Raw genomic sequence first — 21,180 nt, forward strand, 5'->3', positions numbered from 1 at the left:
TGACAAGAGCCCGACGCTGCTGCGTCGGGCTCTTGTCGGTGGTGTTCGTGTTGCTCTGTGGGCGATACCAGACTCGAACTGATGACCTCTTCGGTGTGAACGAAGCGCGCTACCAACTGCGCCAATCGCCCCCTGCACTGTTCGTGCGGATCGATACTAGCGGAAGTCCGGCGGTGCATCGAACACATCGCGCGGCCCGGGTGTGGCGCGCTGCCCACAGGGGGTGTCGAACCGCCCCGATCCGCATGAACTCGGGGGACACGCCCGGTGAACGGGGAGGATTTTGGTGGAAGTGCCCCGGTGCGTATAGAGTTTACGTCGTCGCCGCGACAGCGGAACGACAAGTGCGGATGTGGCGCAGTGGTAGCGCATCACCTTGCCAAGGTGAGGGTCGCGAGTTCGAATCTCGTCATCCGCTCGAGTGTGGGTCTTCTCGAAGGCCCGCGACTCACCAGAGGGTATCCCACCGTTCGGGTACTCACGGAGACGTGAACCTCGATGGTGGGGTGGCCGAGAGGCTAGGCAGCGGCCTGCAAAGCCGTCCACGCGGGTTCGAATCCCGTCCCCACCTCCAGATCCACCCTCCAAGACCTTGATGGACTCCGGTCCACGCAGGGACTTGGGCGATTGGCGCAGCGGTAGCGCGCTTCCCTGACACGGAAGAGGTCACTGGTTCGATCCCAGTATCGCCCACCACCACGAAGCCCCCGGCAGGACCACCAGGTCCGGCCGGGGGCTTTCTTCGTTCCGGTCTGCTCGCCGTTCCCAGTCCGCCAGGACCGCGATGCTCCGTGGACCCCGCCCGGTACGGTTGTGGCCATGCAGATCGGCCGGAGGCGGAAGCGTGCCCGACGCGCGACCACGCCGGTGCTGTTCCACAAGGTCTGCGAGTGGCAGCGGAACGATCGGGACCCCGGCGACGTCGTCACCGAACGAGGAGTCTGGCTGGCGTTCACCGCGCGCCGAGTCGCGGTCTACGAGTTCGACGGCCGTGACACCCACGCTGCAGTGCTCCAACTGGACGAAGTCCTCGGCTCGACGTGGCAGGAGAAGATCGACGAGGCGCCGGCAGCGTGGCTCCTGACGCACCTGGAACGATTCGCGAGCGGAGTGGACGTCCGCCGGGCGGTGCTGGACGACTACGCCCTCCGGCACGGTGGCGGATCACCGCCGACCATCGAGTGGGCGATCCGGCTGTAGCGACGGAGTTCCCTCGAGGCCGACCGGGATGGCCCAGACCGAGCCGATGATCCGGCGCCTCAACAGTGCTGAGACCCCGGGGTCGATCGGTTGATCGGTCGGGTCAGACTCCGTCGGTCGCTGCCTGTGGGGTCTCGCCGGGGCGGACCTGCAGGCCTTTCGTCGTTCCCGTTTCCGTTCCCCGCCCCGCGCCGCTCAGCTGACCGGGTTCCGGCGCAGCAGGAACTTGCCTGCCTCGACGGCCGCACGGACCGCGGTGAGTGTCTCCGAGGGTGCGTGTCCCGTCGTGTCGATCACGTGGTTTTCGAGCGACCGGAGCGCGGAGAGCTGCGCCCACATCGCGAGGATCGGCGCCTCGTCGACGAGTGCGTCCGGAAGTGGTGCAGCATCCGCGGCCCGACGATGCCGTCGACGACGACCACGAACCCGGGAACGAAGCAGCGGCCGCCGCAGCGTCCATGACCTCGGAGGCGAGCCGCTGCCACGAGCCCGCACACGGGGTCGTCGGAGGTCGGACACGCCCGACGTTGGCGGTGCGGCCCGTGGTCGGCCAGGGTGGGCAACGACTTGCCTGTGCCATCCGACGGTCGACTCCACCGCAGCAGAAGCGGCCAGCATCCGCATCGCCACCGAGCAGGCGACCACCGGCCGGCCCCTCCGCCTCGTCACCGACTGCCGCACAGTGCTGGCGCTCCTGCATGTCGCCGCCCGCGACGACGTGCAACGCGGTCCCCGCCTGATCCCGCTGCATCTGGCGGTACCGTGAGGGCAGAGCACTCTCGGGGGAGCAGCATGAGCACGTACCGTCCACACCGACACCGTCCGTCCGCCGGTGTCCTCACCGGTGCAGATGCCGTCGCATCGTTCATCGGCGGGGCGGTCATCGGCGTCGTCTCGTCTCTCACGCTCGGTCCCCGCCGTTGACAGCGGACATGCCGGCGGACGTCATCGTCGACACCAGCGCTGCTGCCGCGGTGCGCACCCCGCCGGGGCTGAAGGTGTTCGGCGCCGTCTACACGCTCGTGTACACGTTCGGCGTCATCGCCTACATCGCCATCTCCGTCTACTACGACGCGTTCGACTACCGCAGTCAGAGCGAGTCGTTCCTCCTCGCGGCCGCGTGGGTGCTCCCGTTCCCCATCGTCGCGCACCTGCTCCATCTCGTCCTGTACCGGAGCGGCCGCCAGCGCCGGCAGGCGACCGCTCGGCGAACCGCAACCCGGGTCGTCGCCGAGGCAACTGCCGCCGGGTACCCACCCCTGGAGGCCTGGCAGGTCGAGCGGATGCTCCTTGCGGAGGACAACGGTCCTGCCCCGTTCACCGGGACAGGGAAGGAGCCGTACCGGTCCCTCCTGCGATGGGACCTCCCGACCGACGATCCGTCGTTCGTCGTGACCGCCGTCCGCAGCGGCACGCCGGAGAGCATCCGCCTCAGCGCGGCGTCCTCGGCAACCCGGGGTCATGGCGCTGCCGCAGCGCTCCGAGCCCGAGCCGGTCTTCGGCTCCTCGGCGCGTACCGGTCGGACCTCACCGCGCCGTTGGTGTCCTCGCGGCTCGGCGGGCTGCCCGCCGTTCACGATGGATTCGACTGGCCGACCTGCGCTGAACACGACGAGCCGATGCAGTTCACCGCGCAGCTCGAGTACGACGGCAGCCTCATCCTCGTCTTCATCTGCCAGGCAGACCCGGGCTCGTGCCCGTCCTGGGACCCGGACGCCGGGTCCAACGCCGCCATCGTCGTCGGTGGACGCGACCTGCACCCGGCCGGACGACCGGCATCACCGTCCGGCACCGCCGTGCTCACCGGTGAACCATGGCTCCTCGGCGTGCACCAGGCAGGGGCGGATGACTACTCCGACGCGTTGATCGAAGCGCGCGCCGACCGTGTCACCGTCGCCGGCCAGTGGGGCGGGAACCCGGCGTGGATCCAGAACGACGAGACGCCGGACGGATACCGGTTCGTCGCGATGCTCGACGAGGACCCCCTCGGCTCGAACTTCGGCGGAGGGTCCGCGTACGTCTTCGCCGACGGCCACGGTCACGCGAAGGTCCTCACGCAGACGTAGGCCGCGAACCGCACGGTTCCGCGAGCATCCTCGTCTGCCTGAGCCCGCAGTGGTCCGCGTCCGGGCGGCGTGACACCGTCGCCACATAGGATCCGTCCGTGGGGATCTTCGACAGATGGCGGCGGCGGAAGCCGGACGACAGCATCGACCAGACCGAGTACGACATCCTCGACGAGGTTGCACCCGACGAGCAGATGATCGACGAAACGGTCACCGAGCAGATGCTGCCCGGGTTCCGCCGCTTCGACGACATCGTCGAAACAGTCATCGAATGGTACGAGGACGACGCACCGGACCTTGACGAGCTCCGCCGCACTGTCCTCGAACGCACCCGACGCATCTGGGATGCACGCCGGACAGAGGAAGCAAACTGGGACTGGCGCAGCAGTCAGTACGACCGTCTCCAGTTCGCCTTCGCGGAGCTCGCCCGCGACGGCTTCGTCACCGGTATGAACCTCGGCGTCGACCAGAGCGACGGGTTCCTGGAAGCACGTGACCGGCGAACCCCGGACGAGACAGCACCCGACGGACACCGAGAGTGGGCGTACGTCTACTTCCACGAGCAGGACACGGACGGGCTCGCCCTGCACCGGTGCGTTCTCCGCCTCGCGTACGGGTCGTTCCGCCCAGCACCTGACATCGATCCCGACCTGGTCACGAAGTCGATGCTCTCCACCCGCGGTGAAGCAGCCGTCAACGAACGGTCCCAGCTGACCGCCGGGGAGCGGGTCGCCAGCGTCCTCACCGACCGAGGGTTCGACATCGACTGGGACGGCACCCCCAGCAAGCGCATCGGCGTCGTCATCGACCAGTGGCGGAAACCGCTGCCGTTCACCGACCTGGACGAAGCCCGCGCGGTGGTCGCCAACGAACGCCTGCGCGTCCTCTGGCCCGGCGAGCGGGGAACCGCCGACGCGGCAGCGCTTGACGAAGAGGACGGCCGCTGGCACGTCTGGGCAACCGACGAGAAAGCCGGCGCCTGGTCCGACGGCTCCTGGCACGACGACGTCGGCGACGCACTCGACCGGTTCATCAGCACCGCCCGGTTGAACCAGCGACGTCCGCTGCGCTAGCTTCGGCGTGCTCGCGCTGCAGCGCGACCCCACAGCGCAGCAACGCTGACGAGGACGACTCCTCCGGCGACGGTTGCCCACGGCATGCTGTCGGAGAACATGCCGACGATGAGCCACGTCATGACTGCGAACGTCACCGCGATCGCTACTGCCCAGTGCCACGGCCACACGTTCGCCTGCGCTCGGGCTTTCCGAGCTGCGACCTGCCAGAGGTCCTCACCACGGGTCCCGTAGCGGCCGGCCCACTGCCGCTCGTTGATCCACGAAGGTCTCGGCACCCGAGGCGTCTCCGCCTGACGGTCGACGCGTGCATCGTGCGGCGCAGATGGTGCCGCCCGGCTCGGAGCCGGCAACGGCACCGGTTCGTCACGCGGCAACGAAGACCCGCCGTACATCCATTCACCACCGAGCAGGAACGACCGGCCTGGCTCGTCTGCTGCCGCTGCCCGGTGGAAGTCGGACACCCGCCCCTCAGCGGTCCGTCGAGGGTCGTCCCATTGGTCCGCGTCAGCGAGGACGTCGGCGACGTACCGGCTGAGTTCCGTTTCATCGCCCCACGACGCCGTGACCAGCTCATCGAGCTGCAGTCGGATGACGGGGTTCGTTGTCCGCTCCGCCACCGAGGTGACATCCGAGAGGAACCGATTCGCGGGCTCAGCGAACTCCGGCCACACGGCGACCACCGCTGGCAGCCGCGTTCGGAACGCCTCAGCAGCGGTGGACCAGGGCACGACGACATCGGTGAGGCCCGGGCTCTCGTCTTCACCAGCTGCAAGCGCTGCGAGGAGCCGGTCAGCGTGCGCTGCAAACCAGGGTTCGGGGACGAACCCCATCCACAGGAACGGCAGGAGCCACTGCACTTCCCACTCACCGGTGACCGCGTCCAGGTCGACCTCCCCGGCGCGATTAGCCGGGTCGGCTCCCACCATCGGCGACGAAGCGGCCAGCACGTTCAGCATCACGGAGTTCCCCACGAACCGACCCTATCGACCGGTCGGAAGTGGCCGTCGCCACCTCAGACGAACTCGAGTTCACCCACCGGGAAGACGTGTGCCACCTGCAGGGCGTTACCGACGCCAGTCGAGCGGGACTTCCGAGCGGCGGGTCCACGACGGGAGCCGCCCGGGCGAGCAGCGTGTGCTGTCCGAGCATGTCCTGTACGAGCCGCACCTGTACGCCAGCGGACATGGTCAGGTTCGCCGCCGTGTGGCGCAGGTCGTGCGGCCGTCGCTCCCTGTGCCGCCGAGTTCCGACGGGCGCTGGTCGTGGTCCGGCTATGCCCCGGCGTCTTCGACGGCGTCCGCTGGTGTCGGCTCTGCCGTCATCCTGGCGCGGTCGAGCCGCCACCGCGCGATCGCTGCGGCGATGCCGGCGGCTGCGGAGGCGATGAGCGGCCACGTCCAGATGTCGTCCCCATCGTTCATGACGAGGAAGAGCGCGAAGGATGCCGCCGCGAGTGCGCCGGCGAGCAGTGAGTGTGCGATGGCGTGGACGAGGCGGCTCCGGACTCGCATCAGGGCTCGGCTGAGTCCATGGGAGAAGGGGATGGAGGCGATGCCGCCGATGGCCGCTCCGATGCCGGTGAAGATGAGCGAGGCCGGAACGAAGAGGGAGAGGGCGATGGGGTTCCACCACGCAACGGCGATGACGGTGGCGACCGGCGCGGTGATGAGCGTCATCCACAACCAGCTCTTGACGATGAGCTCGGTGGTCTCGGCCACAGTCCACTGTTTCATGCCACCCATGATGCGTCGCGGTCGCTGACGACCGCGAGCGGCGGAGCCAGGGGGAGCCGACGAAGAGCGTGACGCCGTCACGACGAATGATCGTGATCGTTGGCGGTCCGGCCAGTGATCGGCCAAGGTGGGCACGTGACCGCCCCGTCGACGACCACCGCCCCTCGGCTCGCTCCGCTGTACGCCGCGGGGTTCGTGACCGCCTTCGGGGCGAACGGCATCGCCGCGGCGGTCGGTGGCGAGCACCTCGAACTCGGCCTGACGCTCGCGTGGCTGGGGCTCTTCCTGGCGCTCTACGACGTCGCCGAACTCGTCCTCAAACCGGTCTTCGGCGCACTGTCCGACCGCATCGGCCCGCGACCGGTGATCGTCGGCGGACTCGTCGTCTTCGCGGCAGCTTCACTGATCGGCGTGTTCGGGACCGGACCGTTCTGGCTCGGCCTCGCGCGTCTGCTGCAGGGTGCCGGCGCCTCCGCGTTCTCGCCGGCATCGTCCGCCGCGGTCGCCCGCCTCGTTCCGGCGCACCGTCGCGGGACGTACTTCGGTCGGTACGGCTCGTGGAAGGGTCTCGGCTACGCCGGGGGACCGGTCATCGGTGCACTCGTGGTGCAGTTCGGCAGCACGCAGTGGCTCTTCGGGATCCTCGTCGTGATGGCTCTCGCGACGGCGGTGGCGGTGCTCGTCGCCGTCGAGCCGATCGTGCCCCTGCCCCGGCAGCGGGCCACGCTCGCCGTGATGGTCCGAGCGGCCACGGAGCGCCAGTTCCTGATCCCGGTCGTCGTCCTGGCAGTCGGCAGCGCTGCGATCGGCGCGCTGACCGGTATGCTCCCGGCGCTCGGTACCGAGGTCGGCATCCCGCTCCTGGTGTCGACGCTCGCGGTCGCCGTCCTCGCGGTGACGTCGTCGCTCGTGCAGCCCGTCGCCGGTCGACTGCACGACGCCGGGCGTCTCGGCACCGGGGTGGCGGGTGTGGCCGGGACGGCCGCGGTGGCCGCTGCGTTCCTGGTGGTCGCCGTCGCACCCTCGGCGGTGGCCGTCTTCATCGCGGCCCTGCTCGCCGGAGCCGGTGTCGCCACGCTGACACCCGTCGCGTTCGCGCACCTCGCCGGCACGACACCGCCCGAGCGGCTCGGGCGGACCATGGGTTCAGCGGAGCTCGGGCGTGAGACCGGGGACGCCGTCGGACCGCTCGTCGTCGGTGGTGTCGGCAGCGCGATCGGGCTGCCGTTCGGGTTTGCGGCCTTCGCGGTGGTGGCGCTCGTCGGGACGCTCGTGGCGTCGCAGTTGCCGTCGAAGACGGCCGCCACACGGGACGCGTAGGGGACAGACGAAGCCCATCGGGCGCTCCGCGTACGGGTCAGCGGACACCGTCCCGTACGCATTCGTCCGACGTCGACGATCGCGGAGGGCAGCGACCCAGCGAGCCACCGCGAGCGCGACGAGCGCGGCGGACACCCCTGCGAACAACCACAACCACCCGTCGTCGTCCTCGATGAGCAACCGCAGGGCCAGCATGCCGAGCGGTGCCGCGACCAGGATCCGTCGGAGCTCGCGCCACGACAGCTTCCACAACGTGGTGAGACCCTTCTTCCATCGACCGATCACGACGTACGCGATCACACACCCGGGGATGCAGAGGGCGACCCAGTTCGCGACCGCCCGCACCCCGTCGTCGGAGAACGGATGCGCCACTTCGCGGAGGACGCCGCCAGCAGCAGTCGCGACGAGCAGCACCCACATGCGGGCTTCCCAGCGGCGAGGGTGCCACCAGGGCGTGCGCCACAGCGGCACTCGCTCGCGGGCCACCGGCATCGCGACTCCTCCCCGGTCGGGCGTCCAGCTTCAGCGCGACGCTGATCGACGACGGGACCGAGAGGCTGCCGTCCCTGGCGGGAATCCGGCTGTTCCGCGTACGGTGTGACCGGACGAGGCCGACACCGCAGGTCGGTCCGACGAGGGGGCGCCATGAGGATCTTGAGCACCGTGGCACGGGGACTGGGCTGGTTGCTCACGACGGTCGCGAAGACGATGGGCGGGATGGGGGGCGCGAAGCCGTTCACCGATTCGCACGCGGCGCAGGTCCCGCCACGTCGTGAGGACTACCGCCCCTAGGAGGCGCGACCGTGGTTCCGCGCCGTCACCGTAGGATCGTCGAGCCGCATCCAGCGGAACGACGGGGGAGCACCTGATGGAACAGCACACCGAACCGCGCACGCGACCACGGGTCGTCACGATCGCCGTGGCGCTCTGGTGGGCGTCCGTCATCATCAGCCTCGTGGCCGCGGCGCCCGGCATCGTCGTGTCCATGCGCGAAGCCGGCGGCGCGATCATCGGGGCTTCGCTCGGGCTCCTCTTCGTCCTCGCCTGGTCGGCCGTGTTCGTGTGGCTGGCGACGCGGATGGGACGAGGCTCCGGGAACGCGCGACTCTGGCTCGCCATCATCGCCGGGCTGACTGCCTGCAGCGAAGTGATCACCATCGCCACCGACGGCGTGGGCTGGAACCTCGTCGACACCGTTTGCGTCGTCGTCGCCGCGGTGCTCAGCTACCTGCCCAGTGCCCGTCCGTTCTTCCCGCGCGAGGAACGACGCTCGCGAGCAACGGAACCCCGCACCATCGGGTGGGACCCGACGACGGGCGAGCGCATCGTCGAGACGCCCCCGTCGGGCGACCGCGCGCACTGACGCTCGCCCCGGAAAGCGGCCGGAGAACGTACGTTCCCCGTAGTGGGGGTACCGCCGGACTCGGCCGGATGGTTCCATTCAGAGGTCGGCATCCTCCGGGTGCCGAACAGCCACGGACCGTCTTGCGTCGCAGTGAAGGTGGTCGCCGCTGGTTACGGTGACCACGAGGTGCCGTCGAGTCGATTCGGGTTCGACACGGCGGCGCCTCCCACACACCGGGGGACCGTCCGACCAGGAAGCAGCACCATGCGATCGCTCGTCTACACCAGCACCCAGACCCGTCCGATCACGGATTCCGAACTCGCCCAGATCCTGGCGGTCGGCCGAGAGAAGAACACCCGGCTCGGCGTCACCGGCATGCTCGCGCACCGCGACGACAACTGCATCGGGATCATCGAGGGCGAGGACGACGTCGTCCGGGAGCGCTTCGACCAGGTCCGAGCCGACCCGCGACACACGAACGTCCGCGTGCTGCTCGACGAGCCGATCACACAGCGCTCGTTCCCGGACTGGTCGATGGCGTTCCAGTCCCTCGACCCGCTGATGCACGACGTTCCGGGGTTCAGCGACCTGTTCAGCCTGGGTCGCCCGACCGACCCGGCGTTCGGGGCCTCCCGCGCTCGCGCACTCCTGGACTGGTTCCGGAAGCACCCGCTGGCACCACTGACGAACCAGAACGCCGCGGACGAGGAGGTCCCGCGCACCCGGGCGGTCAACGGTGCGATCGCGGTCCTCCACGACGGGGGACTGTCACGCTTCTCGCTCGAGGGCGTCGCGTCCCGGTCGGGGATGCGGCAGGCCGAGATCCTCGAGCTCTTCCCCTCCGAACACGCACTGCTGGCCGCCGCGGTGATGCGGTGGACCCGCGCGGTGTCGGCACCGCTGCTGCCGCTCGCTGGCGAGAAGGGCACGGTGGCGTTCCTGCACGCGCTGCTCTCCGCCCACGCCGAGGACCCCTCCCTCATGCGGCTGATCGCGGCGACGCTCGCGATCTCGACCGACTCGTCGACGGACGGCGCCGACTACTACCGGTCCGCGTACCTGCAGTTCCGCGAGACCGTGCGCACCGCGCTGCGGGATGACGTCCGCGCCGGCCGCGAACCGGCGACGATGGACCCGATCCGCGGGGCACAGCAGCTGCTCGCCCTCTACGACGGCATCCGCCTGCAGGCGCTGCTGACGCCGGACACCGACGTCGTCGACGCGTTCGACCGTGCCGCCGCACGAATGCGCCGCGGCTGGTCCGAGCAGTACGAGGAGACCACCGTGTGGGACATCTCCGCGCCGGCGGGGGACTGACCCTCAACGCACCAGACGCACGGTCCGGGGGATCGGTCCGAACGCCGACTCCGCACCGTCGGGTGCGAACCCGTTGCGCCGGTAGAAGGCGTGCGCCCGCGGGTTGTCCGCGGCCACCCACAGCGACGCCGGACGATCGGCGAGCACGGTGTCGAGGAGTGTCTGGCCTGCTCCGGTCCCGTGCGCACGGGCCAGGACGTAGAGCATCGTCAGCTCCTCGGGGCGGACGGCATCCGGCTCGGGGGTCGTCTGCGCCGTGGCGAAGCCCACGACGCCGGCGCTGTCGAGGGCGGCCTGGACGCCCCCTCGGACGTCAGGACTCGCGAGCGTCGCCCGCCACATGTCGACCCGGCGACCCGCGTCGAACCACGGGCTCGTGTCCGGGTCGTCGACGAACCGACCGTACGTCTCTCGCCACGACACCGTGTGCACGTGGGCGATCGCATCCGCATCCGCGAGCGTCGCCGGCCGGATCAGCGTCGAGACATCAGCATCGTTCCCCACTCGGTCAGGGTAGCGACCGGCGTCCGGTGCTCAGAGCTGGAGGTCCAGGTCGAAGAACCCCGCACCGCCGAGGAACAGCGGCACGATGACCCCGAACAACGTCAGCGTCGCCCCGATCAGGATCGCCGCGAACGCGATGCCGTCGCCCCGCTCACCGGTCAGTCGCACGTCGCGGCGCGCGATGAACCCGACGACGAGACCGCCGATCGGTGCCACGAACGCGGGGGCGCTCGGCGCGGTCTGGTCAGGAGCGAGGTCGGTCACGCCGGTCAGCCTCGGGGCGACGAGGATCCCTCCGCTCACCCCTGACCGAGGTTCGTCACGAGGTTGATGGCGACCGCGATCAGCACCGTCCCGAAGAAGTACGACAGCAGCGCGTGCGGCAACGCCTTCCGCCGGGTCTCGCTGTCGTCCGGCTCGACCTCTGGTGCCGCGTACGACATGCCGATCGTGAAGGCGAAGTAGGCGAAGTCGCTGTAGGTCGGCCGCCCGTCCTGCTTGACGTCGAACCCACCGCCGCGGTGGTCGAGGAAGAACATCCGGGCGTACTTCAAGGCGTAGACCGTGTTGACCAGCGCCCACGCCACCATCGTGCCGAGCACACCCAGGATGACCGCCGCGACCGAGGCCGGATCTCGCGCCTGGCTGGCTTCGCTCAGCGCCAGGACGACGGCGGCGAGACTCGCGAAACAGGCCACGATGAGCGCGTTGTCACTGACCCGTGTCTCGGACTCCTCGCGGGCGAGACGCTCGGTGCCGTCGGCGTCCTGGCGCCAGCACTTGTGCCAGACCTGGACCAGCGCGATCAGGCCGGCCGTGCACCAGGCCGCGAGCGGCCCGAGGGACGGAGCCCCGGTGAAGGTCAACGCGACCCCGACCAGGACCCCGATCCCCGCGATGACGAGCGCCCGGCGCGTGGAGAGTATCCGGTCGTTCATCGTCGTGCCTTCATGGTCGTTCCTTCCTCCTGTCCGCTGCGTGGTCGGTCGTCACACGCCGGGGGTGAAGACGGCGCGGACGCAGCCGTCGTCCTTGTTCTTGAACATCTCGTACCCGCGCGGCCCTTGCGACAGTGGCATCACGTGCGTGGCGAGGTGCTCGGTGCTGATCTCGCCCGCGGCGATGCGGTCGAGGATCATCGGGATGTAGCGGTGCCCGTGCTGCTGAGCGCCGCGGACCGTCATGCCCTTGTTCATGATCGCGCCGAACGGGAACTTGTCGACGAGACCACCGAAGACCCCGAGCGAGAACAGGCTGCCGCCCTTCCGGCAGGCGTAGATCGCCTCGCGCAGGGCGGTCGGCCGGTCGGTCTGCAACCGCAACTGCTGCTCGGCCTGGTCGTACAGGTACAGCGGTCCAGTGCCGTGCGCTTCCATGCCGACGGCCTCGATGCACACGTCGGGACCCCGACCGCCGGTGCGTTCCTTGAGTTCCGGGAGCACGGCTTCGCCGGTGTAGTCGAGCGTCTCGGCACCGATGTGCTCGCGCACCTGTCGCAGCCGTTCGGGCAGACGGTCGATCACGATCACCTGCTCGGCGCCGAGGAGCATCGCTGCACGAGCGGCCATCTGGCCCACACCACCGGCGCCCCACACTGCGACGGTGTCGCCCGGTGCGATCCCGGCCAGGTCGGCTCCGGTCCACCCGGTGGGTGCGGCATCGGAGGCGAACAGGGCGGCCGTGTCGGACACGCCATCGGGGACGGTGAACGCCCCCTGGTCGGCGTAGGGCACGCGGACGTACTCGGCGTGACTGCCCGCGAACCCGCCGAGCGCGTGGCTGTAGGCGAAGCAGCCGCCGATCGACGACCCCCACATCGCCTCGGTCAAACCCGGGTTCGGGTTGCCGTTGTCGCAGAGTGAGAACTGCCCGTGGGTGCAGTACCAGCACTGCCCGCAGGCGATGAACGAACAGACGACGACCCGGTCGCCCACCTTGTGCTTCGTGACGGCCGATCCCGTCTCGACGACCTCGCCCATGAACTCGTGCCCCAGGACGTCACCGGATCGCATGGTCGGGATGTACCCGCCGAGCAGGTGCAGGTCCGAGCCGCAGGTGGTGCTCAGACGCACCTTCAGGATCACGTCGTGATCGTTGAGGATCTTCGGGTCCTCCACCGTCTCCACCGCGGTCTCGTTGACCCCGGTCCAACAGAGCGCCTTCACAGCACACCCTCCTCGTTGCTCCGTTTCGTCGCCACGTCCACCAACGCACCGGTGGGTGTGGCCTTCCGTCGGCCGTGGGGGACCGGATCCACCCGGAGCACCTCGCCGACCTCGATGAGTTGCTTCGCCTCACGCAGAGCGGCCCGCAGCCGACCCCGTGTGTCCGAGCCGCCGCCTCGGAAGCGGGCACGGAGCTCGGTGCCGCGATCGCCGGGCGCGGGACGGGCCTCCACCTCGACGTCCTGCCCGAACGCCGTGAGCGGCGCGGGGATCCGCCCGCCTGGCAGCACCGCGTCCTGCCCGCGGTTCACCGTGACCGCGTGCCAGCCGGAACGCGGTTCGGCCAGCACCTTCCGTGTGGGCCCGGGTGCGCCGCGTCGACGGCGCGAGACGACGATGCCGACGGCAGCGGTGACCATCGCAGCGGCGGCGAGGTTTCGGGCCCTCATCGTGCTGTCCCAGCGAGGAGTCGGTCGGCAGCGGGCGCGTTCGCGCCCAACCGACGGGAATTCGTGTGTTCCATCGCGGCCTCCTTGAGTCGCATCGGTGCGGATCAACGGGACGGGAGCGGCGACCGCGTGATCGTGCCGGTCGGGGTCGCGGAGTCGCTCCGGTCGATCCACCATGAGCGTGGCTTCCCTGGCGCCGTCCCGGGTTGTCCGTGATGCGCTGCGGCAGGTGACGGCAGCGAGACGGACGGGAGGCCCGGTGCCAGCTGGCACCGGGCCTCCCGTCCGTCGTGGGGTCGCGTCTCAGACGCGCACGGCGCGTTCGTCGGGGACGCAGTGCGTCATCATCAGGCCCTCGACGTCGCGGGAGCCGTTGTGGCCGAGGTTCGCCAGGCGGGCAAGCTCGTCGTCGCTGAGCGTCTGAGACTGCAGCGGGGGCAGGTCCTTGACCTCGTCGAGGGTGATGCCGAGGCCCTCGCCCACGCGACGACCCAGGTCGTCCTCGACCATGTAGAAGTGCCAGAGCATGCGCTCCTGCACCGGACGGGCCGCCTGCGAGATGAGGTCGACGAAGTTCGCGACGAGGTCGTCGCGCTCCCAGTCCTGCAGGAGCAGGTACCGCTGGCCGGCCTGGGTGTAGTCGTTCGTCCGGGGGATCCGCTTGCGGGTGAGGCGCCCGACGATCTCCGGCCCCTGGTCGTCGTGGGTCGGGTACTCCGCCTCGCGCAGGCCGCCGGTGATCGACGGCTCGTAGTTGACGTGCGGGTTCTCGCCGCCGTGGTCCTGGTGGTACGCCATCTGTCCGTCGCGCTGGTTGGTCGCGACGGCGCCGTTCTTCGGGGCGTTCACCGGCAGTTGCAGGTAGTTCGGGCCCACGCGGTAGCGCTGTGTGTCCGAGTACGAGAACGTGCGGCCGACGAGCATCTTGTCGTCGGAGAAGTCCAGGCCGTCGACGAGCACGCCGGTGCCGAAGGACAGCTGCTCGTTCTCGGCGAAGTGGTTCGTGACGTTGCGGTTCAGGACCATCTTGCCGACGGGCCTCGGCGGGAACTCGTTCTCCGGCCACACCTTCGTGTCGTCGAGCGGGTCGAAGTCGAGCTCCGGGTGCTCGTGGTCGTCCATGAGCTGCACACGGAGCTCCCACTCGGGGTACTCACCGCGCTCGATCGCCTCGTACAGGTCCTTGGACGCGTGCCCGAGGTCGCCGGCCTGCACAGCGGCGGCGTCGGCTTCGGTCATCGAGGACACGCCCACCGACGGGATCCAGTGGTACTTGACGAGCTTGGTGTCACCGTCCGCGTTCACCCACTTGTAGGTGTTGACGCCGAAGCCCTGCTGGGTGCGGTAGTTCGCGGGGATGCCGCGCGGGCTGAACAGGTTGACGAGCATGTGCATCGACTCGGGGGTCTGCGACATGAAGTCGAAGATGCGCGCCGGCTCCTGCCGGAAGGTCACGGGGTCGGGCTTGAGGGAGTGGATGACGTCGGGGAACTTGATGGCGTCGCGGATGAAGAAGACGCCGAGGTTGTTGCCGACGAGGTCCCAGTTGCCGTCCTCGGTGTAGAACTTCACGGCGAAGCCGCGCGGGTCGCGGGCAGCCTCGGAGGAGTCACGGCCGCCGATCACGGTGGAGAACCGGATCGCCAGGTCGGTGCGCTTGCCGGGCTCCTGGAACAGCTTCGCGCGGGTGTACTGGGCGATGGGCTCGTCACCCCACGTGCCGGTGGCCTCGAAGTACCCGAAGGCGACGGCACCGCGAGCGTGCACGACCCGCTCCGGGATCCGTTCGCGGTCGAAGTGGCTGATCTTCTCGAGGAACTGGTAGTTCTCGAGCGTCGCCGGGCCACGGGCTCCGACGGTGCGCTGGTTCTGGTTGTCGGAGACGGGGTGGCCCTGGCGGTTCGTCAGGATGCGGCGGTCGTCGCCCTCGGCGGGCGGTTGGCTGGAGACGTCGGTCATGTCTCGTCCTCTCTGCGGTCGCGGTCGGCTCGGGTTCCCGACCGAGTGTGGACCGGGGCGCGGGCACGCCCTCCCAGCGGCGCCGAGGACGCGGACGAGGGCCGGTCGCCGGTGCGTTCGCCGCGGACGGTCCGTCAGTACGAGGTGCGACCGGTGGCTGCGGCACCGAGCACCGCGGCCGCACCGTGGGCGAGCAGGGTCCCGTCGGTGACGACGGCGACGCGCTCGAACCCGAGCGCGCGGAGCCGTTCGGCGCGGGCCAGGTCGCCGGCGAAGGCGCCGGTGTGCTTGCCCGCGCGGCGGGCTGCGGCGACGATCGCGGGGAGTGCGGCCGGGCTGTGGTGGCCGTCGTCGTCGGCTGCGAGCAGTTCGTCCAGCTCGATGCCCAGTCCGATCGACAGGTCGAAGGGGCCGACGAACACCGCCGAGACGCCCGGGACCGCCAGGATCTGCTCGGCGGCACGGAGGCCCTCGGGTGTCTCGAGCATCACCCACACCTCGGGGTCGGCACCGGCGGCGGACGGTGCCGCGCCGCCCCAGAGTCCCGCCATCGGCCCCCAGCTCCGTCGGCCCCGCGGTGGGTAGTGCGCGGCACGGACGGCGTGCTCGGCCTGCTCGACGGTCTCGATCATCGGGACGATCACGATGTCGGCGCCGAGGTCGAGCGCACGGCCGATCGCGGCGCCCGAGCCCTCGGCGACCCGGACGGCGACGGGGACCTGCGGTGCGACCGCGGCGAGCGCCGGCATCGTCGCCAGGAGCGTGGCGTCGTCGAATGCGCCGTGCTGGGCGTCGAGGCCGAGCCAGGCGAACCCGTTCTGCGCGATCTGCGCGGTGGTGCGGGGTTCGCCGAGGGTGCACCACACACCGTCGGCGCGGCCGTCTCCGAGTGCTGGCACCGTGGTCCTCCGTCTCGTCTGCGATCGCGAGCGCCGATGGTTCGGCGTCCGGCGCGCCAGGCTACCGCCCACGGGGACCTCGACCCTCACACGGCGGCGGTGCCGGGGACAGCCCGCGCCCCGATGCGCACGCATGGGACATGGACAACTACTCACCTCCGGGTGTAGTCCTGTGCGCAGGACGCACTGCACGGGCGGTCACAGGTCGCCAGCACCAACCAGCACCACAGCACCAGTCGGGACCTGCAGGGAGGTCGGACGGACATGCGTGACGAAGGTGACGTCGGCCAGCAGACGGGCTCGCGTCCGCCGGGCGGCGACGGAATCCGGTGGGCGTTCGGGATCGTCGGCGCGGTGGGCGTGCTCGCCGGACTGGCTGCGATCGTCCTGCCCCACGCGACGCTGTTCGCTGTGTCGTGGGTCTTCGGTATCTACTTGGTCGTGTCTGGAGCGGCGCTGGTCGTCCGGGGGGTCCAGGTGCGCCCTCGGGTCTGGTGGCGTCAGACCGGGCTGGTGGTCCTCGGGGCGCTGGTGGTCGCCGGCGGTGTCGTCGCGATCGTGTTCCCGCCGATCGGGGCGCGGTGGGTGGCGCTGCTGCTCGGGTTCGCCTGGATCCTCGAGGGCATCGCACTCATCTACGCACCGTGGGTGGGCCGCCGGCCGCTGACCGTGGTGCTCGCCGTGCTCAGTGTGCTGAGCGGGATCCTGGTGATGAACCTTCCGGGTCTCGGCGCGCTGGTGACGGTGGCCGCGGTGGGGAGCGTCCTCATCGTGTTCGGTGTCGTCCAGCTCGTCGTCGCGTTCAGCTGGCCGAGTCCGGAGGGGGAGCGGGCCGGCGTTCCGGTCCCCGGCCCCTGATGCTCGCCGTGCGGTGGGAGCAACAGGGACCGAAGTCGTGGGTGGCGCGCGACCACGGAACCAGCCTGGGGCTCGTGCTGCACGTCCGTGAGCGGTTCCTGGCGTTCGACCAGGACGACCGGCCGCTCGGGAGCGCAGCCTCCCTGGCGGCGGCGCAACAGCTCGTCACCGGTGCCGTCCGCTCGAGCGCCCCGGCCCGGCGGGACACCGTCGCGGTGGTGCTGTCGGTGCTCGCGGCGCTCACCGTCGGGGGAGCGGCCGTCGTACTCGCCGCTCGCGCGCTGATCTGAACGGCGATCATCGGCGGCGAGGCGGACCGGCGCACGCACGGCGGGTGCACCGGTACCGTTGCGTCCGTGAACGACGACCCCGATGCCGCCATCGCCCAGCACGTCCACGACGCCTGGGACGGTTCCCTGCGCCTGGTGCACATCACGATCTCGGACGAGGACGGTGACGCCTACCCCGGGCAGGACGTCGACCGGTGGGTGATCGACGTCCGCGTCCCGATCACCGACGACGACGAGACCGAGGCGGTCTCCGTCGCCGAGGTCACCGCGTTCACGAGCCGTGCACCGGAGTCGCTCGAGGCACTGGTGCTCGGCTACCAGGTCTCCGACGTCGCCGGCTCCTTCGCGTCCGCCGTGGCCGCGCAGGACGCGACGGGGGAGACGTTCTTCTCGCTGCAGACCCACGCCGCCGAGATGCTCGGCAAGCCCGACCTGCTCGCCGTCGACCGGCTCACGGTCCGCTCCGCGTACCGGGCGCTGCCCGGACTGGTGCCGGCGATCGTCGATGCCGTCCGCCACGGGCCGGCCGGTCGCACCGCTTCGTGGGTGCTCACGGACCCGACGGTGTGGGACGTGCCGTTCGGCGAGGACGACCGGTCGGCCGGCGCGTTCGTGCAGTGGGCCGACACCGCGGTGCTCACCTCGATGAACGCCGCGCCGGACGACCTGGAACGCCTGTCGCTCGTGCCGCCGGCCGGCGGCATCGTGATGGGGTCCCGGTCGGACGAGGTGCACCTCGGTGACGCGATCGACCACGCGATGACGCAACCGGCGATCGCGGTGCCGTTCGACCTGCCGCCGAAGCTCCCCGCCAGCATCTGGGCCGCCGCGCCCGAGGACGTCCACGGCGTGCACCCGGACGAGACCACGGGGTCGATCACGGTCGAGACGCACGACGAACAGCTCGAGGTCGTCGGTTCGCCCGGCACCGCACCGCAGCTCGTGGGGATCTCGGCCTCGGCCGACGCCGCGACCCAGGAGTGGCTCCGCACCGTGCACCAGCGCTGGTGGCAGTACGAGCCGGACCTGCACGCCCGCATCCACGACGTCGTCGACGAGTACCTGTCCACCGGGCACATCGAGTCGGCGTCGGACGAGCTCGCCGGGCACCTGCACGCCCCCGACCTGCCGCCGTACCGGACGGAGTGGCCGGGCACCGGCACCGTCCTGCTCGAGGAACTCGGCGAGGACACCGAGCCCATCGTCTTCGACGCCGTGCTCGAGGACGGCACCCGGCACGAGCACATCGGCGTGGTCGTCGTGCACGAGTCCGGACACGTCCGCGCGTTCCTGCACGACGAGTGGGAGCCCGGGTTCCCGGCCGCGGAGGCCGCGGTCGCGCACCTCATCAGCCTGGGTGCCGGCGAGTTCTTCGCGGACGCCCTGCACGACGAGCTGTCAGCGGGTGTCGAGCACGCGATCCTGACGGGTGACGTCCGCGGCCACTGACGGCCGGGCGTACACGCCACATGGCCCGGCGGCACACGGCCCGGGCGCACCCGGATCGGTCAGCCCAGCCGGACCCGCCGGTTCAGACCGGGCGGTAGATCGCGATCGGCGGGGTGTCGTCGTCGCCCGCGTCGTGGGCGTCGCCCGTCGCGAGCCAGGTGCGGCCCTCGTGCTCGATCGTGGTCGGCAGGTCGCCGTGCACCAGGATCCGGATCGCGGGGGCGTCACCGTCGACCAGGTCGACCCCGTGGGCCTCGGTCCCGCCGGGATTGTCGTGCACGTAGCTCATGGTCCGATCGAACTCCGTCGACCTGACGGACGGCCCGCGCCGCGCCGGACACGCCCGGAACCTGCACCGGAACCGGTGATGCCGCCCGTCATCGGGTAGAGTCATCTCCGCACGGCCAGCACGGCGTGTGAATGCGGATGTGGCGCAGTGGTAGCGCATCACCTTGCCAAGGTGAGGGTCGCGAGTTCGAATCTCGTCATCCGCTCAGAACAGGAAGACCGGAACCCCCGTCGCTCGGAAGAGCGGCGGGGGTTCCGTCGTTGCGGGGCGTCGCAGCACCGAAGGCGTGGGGGCCCAGCGGGCGCAGGCTTCGGGTACCCGCGCCCACCGGGCGCGGAGGCGACCCTGCCCCCACCGGCACGCGCCGGGTGGGTGGCCCGGCGCAGTTCCGAGGATGTATCCGGAGCCGTCCCCCGTTCGGGTGGGAACCGGATCCAGGGTTGCGGGAACCCGCAAGAACTCCGCACGACCCGCCGATCGAGCCTTGTGCTACTCGAGGCCGTCCGGTAATGGCACCGACATCGTGCGGGCACCGGGCAATCCCACCCAGCGCCGGGTTCCCGACTCGACGACCGTGACGAGCACCGTGTCGCACCCGCGGCAGCGCGCCACCGACCCCATCGCGGAGCGGTGGACGGTGGTCTGCCCGAGCACCCCGAGCGAACCGCACCCGGCGCAGCGCAGGGCGACCACGGTCGGCTCGGGTCCCAGAGTGTCGGCCAGCGTCCCCGCCAGCGCGTTGCCGTCCACGACGACCATCAGTTGCCCCCGAACCGTTCGGCACGGACGTCACTCGTGTCGTGTCCGAGCTCGGTGAGCCAGCGCAGCACCTGCTCGACGAACGGCGTCGACCCGCACACGTAGACCAGGGCGCCCGCGTCCGGCGGGAACACCGCGGCAGCGAGCGCGTCCTGCGTCAGCCGGCCGGCCGGCACGGACGAGCCTGGAGGCGCGGTGCGGCTGTACACGTGGGTCACCTCGAGCGGTGCCCGGCTCGCGAACGCCTGGTCGAGTTCCGCACGGAAGAACACGTCGTCCGGAGTGCGGACGGCCGCGAGGAGCCGGAAGGGCGCCGGGTCGTCCGCCTCGGCGTGGGCGGTCACCATCGCGACGAGCGGCACGATGCCGGAGCCGCCGGCGATGAGCTGCACCGGACGGGTGGACTCGCCCGGCCGCCAGACGAACCAGCCGCCCAGGGGTCCGTGGACCTCGAGCGCGTCGCCGACCTCGACGGCGTCGACGAGGAACGGCGAGACCTCGCCGCCGTCCACCCGGTCGACCGCGAGCACGACGTCGGTCGCGGGGCCGGCCGACGCGATGGAGTAGGAGCGCTGTGCCTGGTAGCCGTCCTCGGCGGTCAGCCGCAGGTCCAGGTGCTGCCCGGGGTCGTTGCCCGGCCAGGTGGGGACGTCGAGGACGATCCGGCGCGCGTTCGTCGTCTCGCGGCGGACGGACGCGACGGTCGCGGCGTGCCAGGCCGGCCGCCTGCGCGTGGCGGGGCGAGCGACGGGGGTGATCCGTGCCTCCAGGCCGGTGTCGGGGACCGTCACCAGTACCGCTCTTCCTTCCACGGGTCGCCGTGCAGGTTGTAGCCCGCGTTCTCCCAGAAGCCGGGTTCGTCGTCGGCCTGCATGACGATGCCGCGCACCCACTTGGCGCTCTTCCAGAAGTACAGGTGGGGCACCAGCAGGCGGGCGGGCCCGCCGTGCTCGGGCGTCAGGGGCTCGCCGTCGGCCTCGAACGCGATCCAGGACTTGCCGTCGAGCAGCTCGTCGAGCGGGACGTTGGTCGTGTACCCGCCGTGGCTGTGCACCATGCAGTAGTCGAGTTCGGTCTCGACGTCCTCGAACAGGCGGTCGAGCGGGACACCCCGCCACGGCATGTCGAGCTTGGTCCAGTGCGTGACGCAGTGGATGTCGACGGTGACGTCCTCGACGCCGAGCGCGTGCACCTCGTCCCAGGTCCACTGGTGCAGGCCGGACTCGGTGCGGATCGAGAAGGCCCAGTCGGTCGGCTCGATGTCGGGCGTCGCTCCGGCGGACAGGACGGGCCAGTCGCGGACCAGGGTCTGACCGGGCGGGATGCGGGTGTCGTCGCGGTCGTCGCGTCGACCGCCGAACCCGCGGGTGAACGTGGCCATGGTCCTCCTCGTCGGACGTCGGTGCGTTCCCGATCATGCCGCGAACCGGGCGCGCCCGTGTAACGGGTTGGTAAACGTTCCACCCGTGGACGGAACGGTCGTGCGCGGCGGCAGATCCGCG

23 protein-coding genes and 5 tRNA genes are annotated in these 21,180 nt (G+C 70.5%); 14 read left to right on the top strand and 14 right to left on the bottom strand.

Translation table 11 applies throughout. From position 1 onward, the window contains the following. Window positions 1–58 precede the first annotated feature (58 nt). Window positions 59–131, bottom strand: a tRNA-Val gene (locus tag FFG40_RS11715). 215 nt (window positions 132–346) lie between these two features. Here FFG40_RS11715 and FFG40_RS11720 point away from each other — a divergent pair. The 6 genes from FFG40_RS11720 to FFG40_RS11745 all read left to right on the top strand — a co-directional run bounded on the left by FFG40_RS11720 (window position 347) and on the right by FFG40_RS11745 (window position 4,339). Then, window positions 347–418 (top strand) — tRNA-Gly (locus tag FFG40_RS11720). Window positions 419–500: 82 nt separating this feature from the next. Further along, window positions 501–574, top strand: a tRNA-Cys gene (locus FFG40_RS11725). 47 nt (window positions 575–621) lie between these two features. Further along, window positions 622–696: transfer RNA gene (locus FFG40_RS11730), tRNA-Val, on the top strand. A 123-nt stretch (window positions 697–819) separates the two neighbouring features. Next, window positions 820–1,200, top strand: coding sequence for a hypothetical protein (locus tag FFG40_RS11735; RefSeq protein ID WP_138803290.1), 381 nt, complete (start codon window positions 820–822; stop codon window positions 1,198–1,200). A 932-nt stretch (window positions 1,201–2,132) separates the two neighbouring features. Beyond that, complete coding sequence (locus FFG40_RS11740; RefSeq protein WP_138803291.1) at window positions 2,133–3,266, top strand: hypothetical protein; 1,134 nt, start codon at window positions 2,133–2,135, stop codon at window positions 3,264–3,266. A gap of 98 nt (window positions 3,267–3,364) precedes the next feature. After that, window positions 3,365–4,339 carry a DUF6891 domain-containing protein gene (locus tag FFG40_RS11745; RefSeq protein ID WP_138803292.1) on the top strand — a complete coding sequence of 325 codons (975 nt, stop codon included), beginning with the start codon at window positions 3,365–3,367 and terminating at the stop codon, window positions 4,337–4,339. On the opposite strand, the gene FFG40_RS11750 is transcribed toward FFG40_RS11745, so the two are convergent. Together FFG40_RS11750 and FFG40_RS11755 are read right to left on the bottom strand one after the other, a co-directional pair. Then, a complete protein-coding gene (locus tag FFG40_RS11750) occupies window positions 4,336–5,313 on the bottom strand; it encodes a hypothetical protein (RefSeq protein WP_138803293.1) in 978 nt (325 codons plus the stop codon). The genes FFG40_RS11745 and FFG40_RS11750 overlap by 4 nt on opposite strands. A 300-nt stretch (window positions 5,314–5,613) precedes the next feature. Further along, window positions 5,614–6,075, bottom strand: a complete 462-nt coding sequence (locus FFG40_RS11755) for a hypothetical protein (protein ID WP_138803294.1) — start codon at window positions 6,073–6,075, stop codon at window positions 5,614–5,616. A gap of 135 nt (window positions 6,076–6,210) precedes the next feature. On the opposite strand from FFG40_RS11755, the gene FFG40_RS11760 reads away from it, so the two are divergent. The 4 genes from FFG40_RS11760 (at window position 6,211) to FFG40_RS11770 (ending at window position 10,057) form a co-directional block, all read left to right on the top strand. Beyond that, window positions 6,211–7,395, top strand: a complete 1,185-nt coding sequence (locus FFG40_RS11760; protein WP_260678864.1) for an MFS transporter — start codon at window positions 6,211–6,213, stop codon at window positions 7,393–7,395. 645 nt (window positions 7,396–8,040) lie between these two features. Continuing rightward, the gene (locus FFG40_RS17150; protein WP_176708791.1) at window positions 8,041–8,187 is read left to right on the top strand and encodes a hypothetical protein; all 147 of its coding nucleotides are present in this window, start codon (window positions 8,041–8,043) and stop codon (window positions 8,185–8,187) included. 76 nt (window positions 8,188–8,263) lie between these two features. After that, window positions 8,264–8,758: a hypothetical protein gene (locus FFG40_RS11765; protein WP_138803295.1), complete on the top strand. Its 495-nt coding sequence runs from the start codon at window positions 8,264–8,266 to the stop codon at window positions 8,756–8,758. 246 nt (window positions 8,759–9,004) lie between these two features. After that, the gene (locus FFG40_RS11770) at window positions 9,005–10,057 is read left to right on the top strand and encodes a BLUF domain-containing protein (RefSeq protein ID WP_138803296.1); all 1,053 of its coding nucleotides are present in this window, start codon (window positions 9,005–9,007) and stop codon (window positions 10,055–10,057) included. Window positions 10,058–10,060: 3 nt separating this feature from the next. Here the strand turns inward: FFG40_RS11770 and FFG40_RS11775 are convergent, their stop codons facing one another. The 7 genes from FFG40_RS11775 to FFG40_RS11805 all read right to left on the bottom strand — a co-directional run bounded on the left by FFG40_RS11775 (window position 10,061) and on the right by FFG40_RS11805 (window position 16,033). Next, on the bottom strand, window positions 10,061–10,561 hold the full coding sequence (locus FFG40_RS11775; RefSeq protein ID WP_138803297.1) for a GNAT family N-acetyltransferase: 501 nt from the start codon (window positions 10,559–10,561) through the stop codon (window positions 10,061–10,063). A gap of 30 nt (window positions 10,562–10,591) precedes the next feature. After that, complete coding sequence (locus FFG40_RS11780; RefSeq protein ID WP_138803298.1) at window positions 10,592–10,825, bottom strand: DUF4190 domain-containing protein; 234 nt, start codon at window positions 10,823–10,825, stop codon at window positions 10,592–10,594. Between the two features lie 35 nt (window positions 10,826–10,860). Further along, entirely contained in the window at window positions 10,861–11,499 is a 639-nt protein-coding gene (locus FFG40_RS11785; RefSeq protein WP_027465558.1) for a DUF1345 domain-containing protein, read from the bottom strand. Window positions 11,500–11,550: 51 nt separating this feature from the next. Further along, complete coding sequence (locus FFG40_RS11790; RefSeq protein ID WP_138803299.1) at window positions 11,551–12,726, bottom strand: zinc-dependent alcohol dehydrogenase; 1,176 nt, start codon at window positions 12,724–12,726, stop codon at window positions 11,551–11,553. Next, a complete protein-coding gene (locus FFG40_RS11795) occupies window positions 12,723–13,175 on the bottom strand; it encodes a hypothetical protein (protein WP_138803300.1) in 453 nt (150 codons plus the stop codon). The genes FFG40_RS11790 and FFG40_RS11795 overlap by 4 nt, the downstream gene beginning before the upstream one ends. A gap of 303 nt (window positions 13,176–13,478) precedes the next feature. After that, window positions 13,479–15,134 carry a catalase gene (locus FFG40_RS11800; RefSeq protein ID WP_138803301.1) on the bottom strand — a complete coding sequence of 552 codons (1,656 nt, stop codon included), beginning with the start codon at window positions 15,132–15,134 and terminating at the stop codon, window positions 13,479–13,481. Between the two features lie 134 nt (window positions 15,135–15,268). Continuing rightward, window positions 15,269–16,033 (bottom strand): HpcH/HpaI aldolase/citrate lyase family protein, encoded by a 765-nt coding sequence (locus FFG40_RS11805; RefSeq protein WP_185974173.1) that lies wholly within the window; start codon window positions 16,031–16,033, stop codon window positions 15,269–15,271. A gap of 264 nt (window positions 16,034–16,297) precedes the next feature. On the opposite strand from FFG40_RS11805, the gene FFG40_RS11810 reads away from it, so the two are divergent. The 3 genes from FFG40_RS11810 (at window position 16,298) to FFG40_RS11820 (ending at window position 18,630) form a co-directional block, all read left to right on the top strand. Further along, entirely contained in the window at window positions 16,298–16,891 is a 594-nt protein-coding gene (locus FFG40_RS11810) for an HdeD family acid-resistance protein (RefSeq protein WP_138803303.1), read from the top strand. A 74-nt stretch (window positions 16,892–16,965) separates the two neighbouring features. Further along, a complete protein-coding gene (locus FFG40_RS11815; RefSeq protein ID WP_138803304.1) occupies window positions 16,966–17,181 on the top strand; it encodes a hypothetical protein in 216 nt (71 codons plus the stop codon). 66 nt (window positions 17,182–17,247) lie between these two features. Then, on the top strand, window positions 17,248–18,630 hold the full coding sequence (locus FFG40_RS11820; RefSeq protein WP_138803305.1) for a hypothetical protein: 1,383 nt from the start codon (window positions 17,248–17,250) through the stop codon (window positions 18,628–18,630). A gap of 82 nt (window positions 18,631–18,712) precedes the next feature. Here FFG40_RS11820 and FFG40_RS11825 read toward each other — a convergent pair whose 3' ends face one another. After that, a complete protein-coding gene (locus tag FFG40_RS11825) occupies window positions 18,713–18,919 on the bottom strand; it encodes a hypothetical protein (RefSeq protein WP_027465565.1) in 207 nt (68 codons plus the stop codon). 133 nt (window positions 18,920–19,052) lie between these two features. Here FFG40_RS11825 and FFG40_RS11830 point away from each other — a divergent pair. Beyond that, window positions 19,053–19,124: transfer RNA gene (locus FFG40_RS11830), tRNA-Gly, on the top strand. A 284-nt stretch (window positions 19,125–19,408) separates the two neighbouring features. Here FFG40_RS11830 and FFG40_RS11835 read toward each other — a convergent pair. Genes FFG40_RS11835 through FFG40_RS11845 form a run of 3 tightly spaced genes read right to left on the bottom strand, consistent with a single transcriptional unit; the run spans window position 19,409 to window position 21,059 of the window. After that, on the bottom strand, window positions 19,409–19,678 hold the full coding sequence (locus FFG40_RS11835; protein WP_138803306.1) for a DUF6510 family protein: 270 nt from the start codon (window positions 19,676–19,678) through the stop codon (window positions 19,409–19,411). Next, window positions 19,678–20,469, bottom strand: a complete 792-nt coding sequence (locus FFG40_RS11840) for a ferredoxin reductase (RefSeq protein WP_138803307.1) — start codon at window positions 20,467–20,469, stop codon at window positions 19,678–19,680. The genes FFG40_RS11835 and FFG40_RS11840 overlap by 1 nt, the downstream gene beginning before the upstream one ends. Further along, a complete protein-coding gene (locus tag FFG40_RS11845; RefSeq protein ID WP_138803308.1) occupies window positions 20,466–21,059 on the bottom strand; it encodes a molybdopterin-dependent oxidoreductase in 594 nt (197 codons plus the stop codon). The genes FFG40_RS11840 and FFG40_RS11845 overlap by 4 nt, the downstream gene beginning before the upstream one ends. Between the last annotated feature and the right edge of the window lie 121 nt (window positions 21,060–21,180).

This window comes from Curtobacterium sp. KBS0715 (assembly GCF_005938005.2).
Classification (GTDB): domain Bacteria; phylum Actinomycetota; class Actinomycetes; order Actinomycetales; family Microbacteriaceae; genus Curtobacterium; species Curtobacterium flaccumfaciens.

What these genes read in the sequence shown, in the direction of transcription:
- FFG40_RS11810 (WP_138803303.1), top strand. Translation starts at nt 16,298, where the DNA reads ATGCGTGACGAAGGTGACGTCGGCCAGCAGACGGGCTCGCGTCCGCCG.
- FFG40_RS11800 (WP_138803301.1), bottom strand. Translation starts at nt 15,134, where the DNA reads ATGACCGACGTCTCCAGCCAACCGCCCGCCGAGGGCGACGACCGCCGC.
- FFG40_RS11755 (WP_138803294.1), bottom strand. Translation starts at nt 6,075, where the DNA reads ATGAAACAGTGGACTGTGGCCGAGACCACCGAGCTCATCGTCAAGAGC.
- FFG40_RS17150 (WP_176708791.1), top strand. Translation starts at nt 8,041, where the DNA reads ATGAGGATCTTGAGCACCGTGGCACGGGGACTGGGCTGGTTGCTCACG.
- FFG40_RS11765 (WP_138803295.1), top strand. Translation starts at nt 8,264, where the DNA reads ATGGAACAGCACACCGAACCGCGCACGCGACCACGGGTCGTCACGATC.
- FFG40_RS11845 (WP_138803308.1), bottom strand. Translation starts at nt 21,059, where the DNA reads ATGGCCACGTTCACCCGCGGGTTCGGCGGTCGACGCGACGACCGCGAC.
- FFG40_RS11825 (WP_027465565.1), bottom strand. Translation starts at nt 18,919, where the DNA reads ATGAGCTACGTGCACGACAATCCCGGCGGGACCGAGGCCCACGGGGTC.
- FFG40_RS11740 (WP_138803291.1), top strand. Translation starts at nt 2,133, where the DNA reads ATGCCGGCGGACGTCATCGTCGACACCAGCGCTGCTGCCGCGGTGCGC.
- FFG40_RS11795 (WP_138803300.1), bottom strand. Translation starts at nt 13,175, where the DNA reads ATGAGGGCCCGAAACCTCGCCGCCGCTGCGATGGTCACCGCTGCCGTC.
- FFG40_RS11770 (WP_138803296.1), top strand. Translation starts at nt 9,005, where the DNA reads ATGCGATCGCTCGTCTACACCAGCACCCAGACCCGTCCGATCACGGAT.
- FFG40_RS11785 (WP_027465558.1), bottom strand. Translation starts at nt 11,499, where the DNA reads ATGAACGACCGGATACTCTCCACGCGCCGGGCGCTCGTCATCGCGGGG.
- FFG40_RS11835 (WP_138803306.1), bottom strand. Translation starts at nt 19,678, where the DNA reads ATGGTCGTCGTGGACGGCAACGCGCTGGCGGGGACGCTGGCCGACACT.
- FFG40_RS11735 (WP_138803290.1), top strand. Translation starts at nt 820, where the DNA reads ATGCAGATCGGCCGGAGGCGGAAGCGTGCCCGACGCGCGACCACGCCG.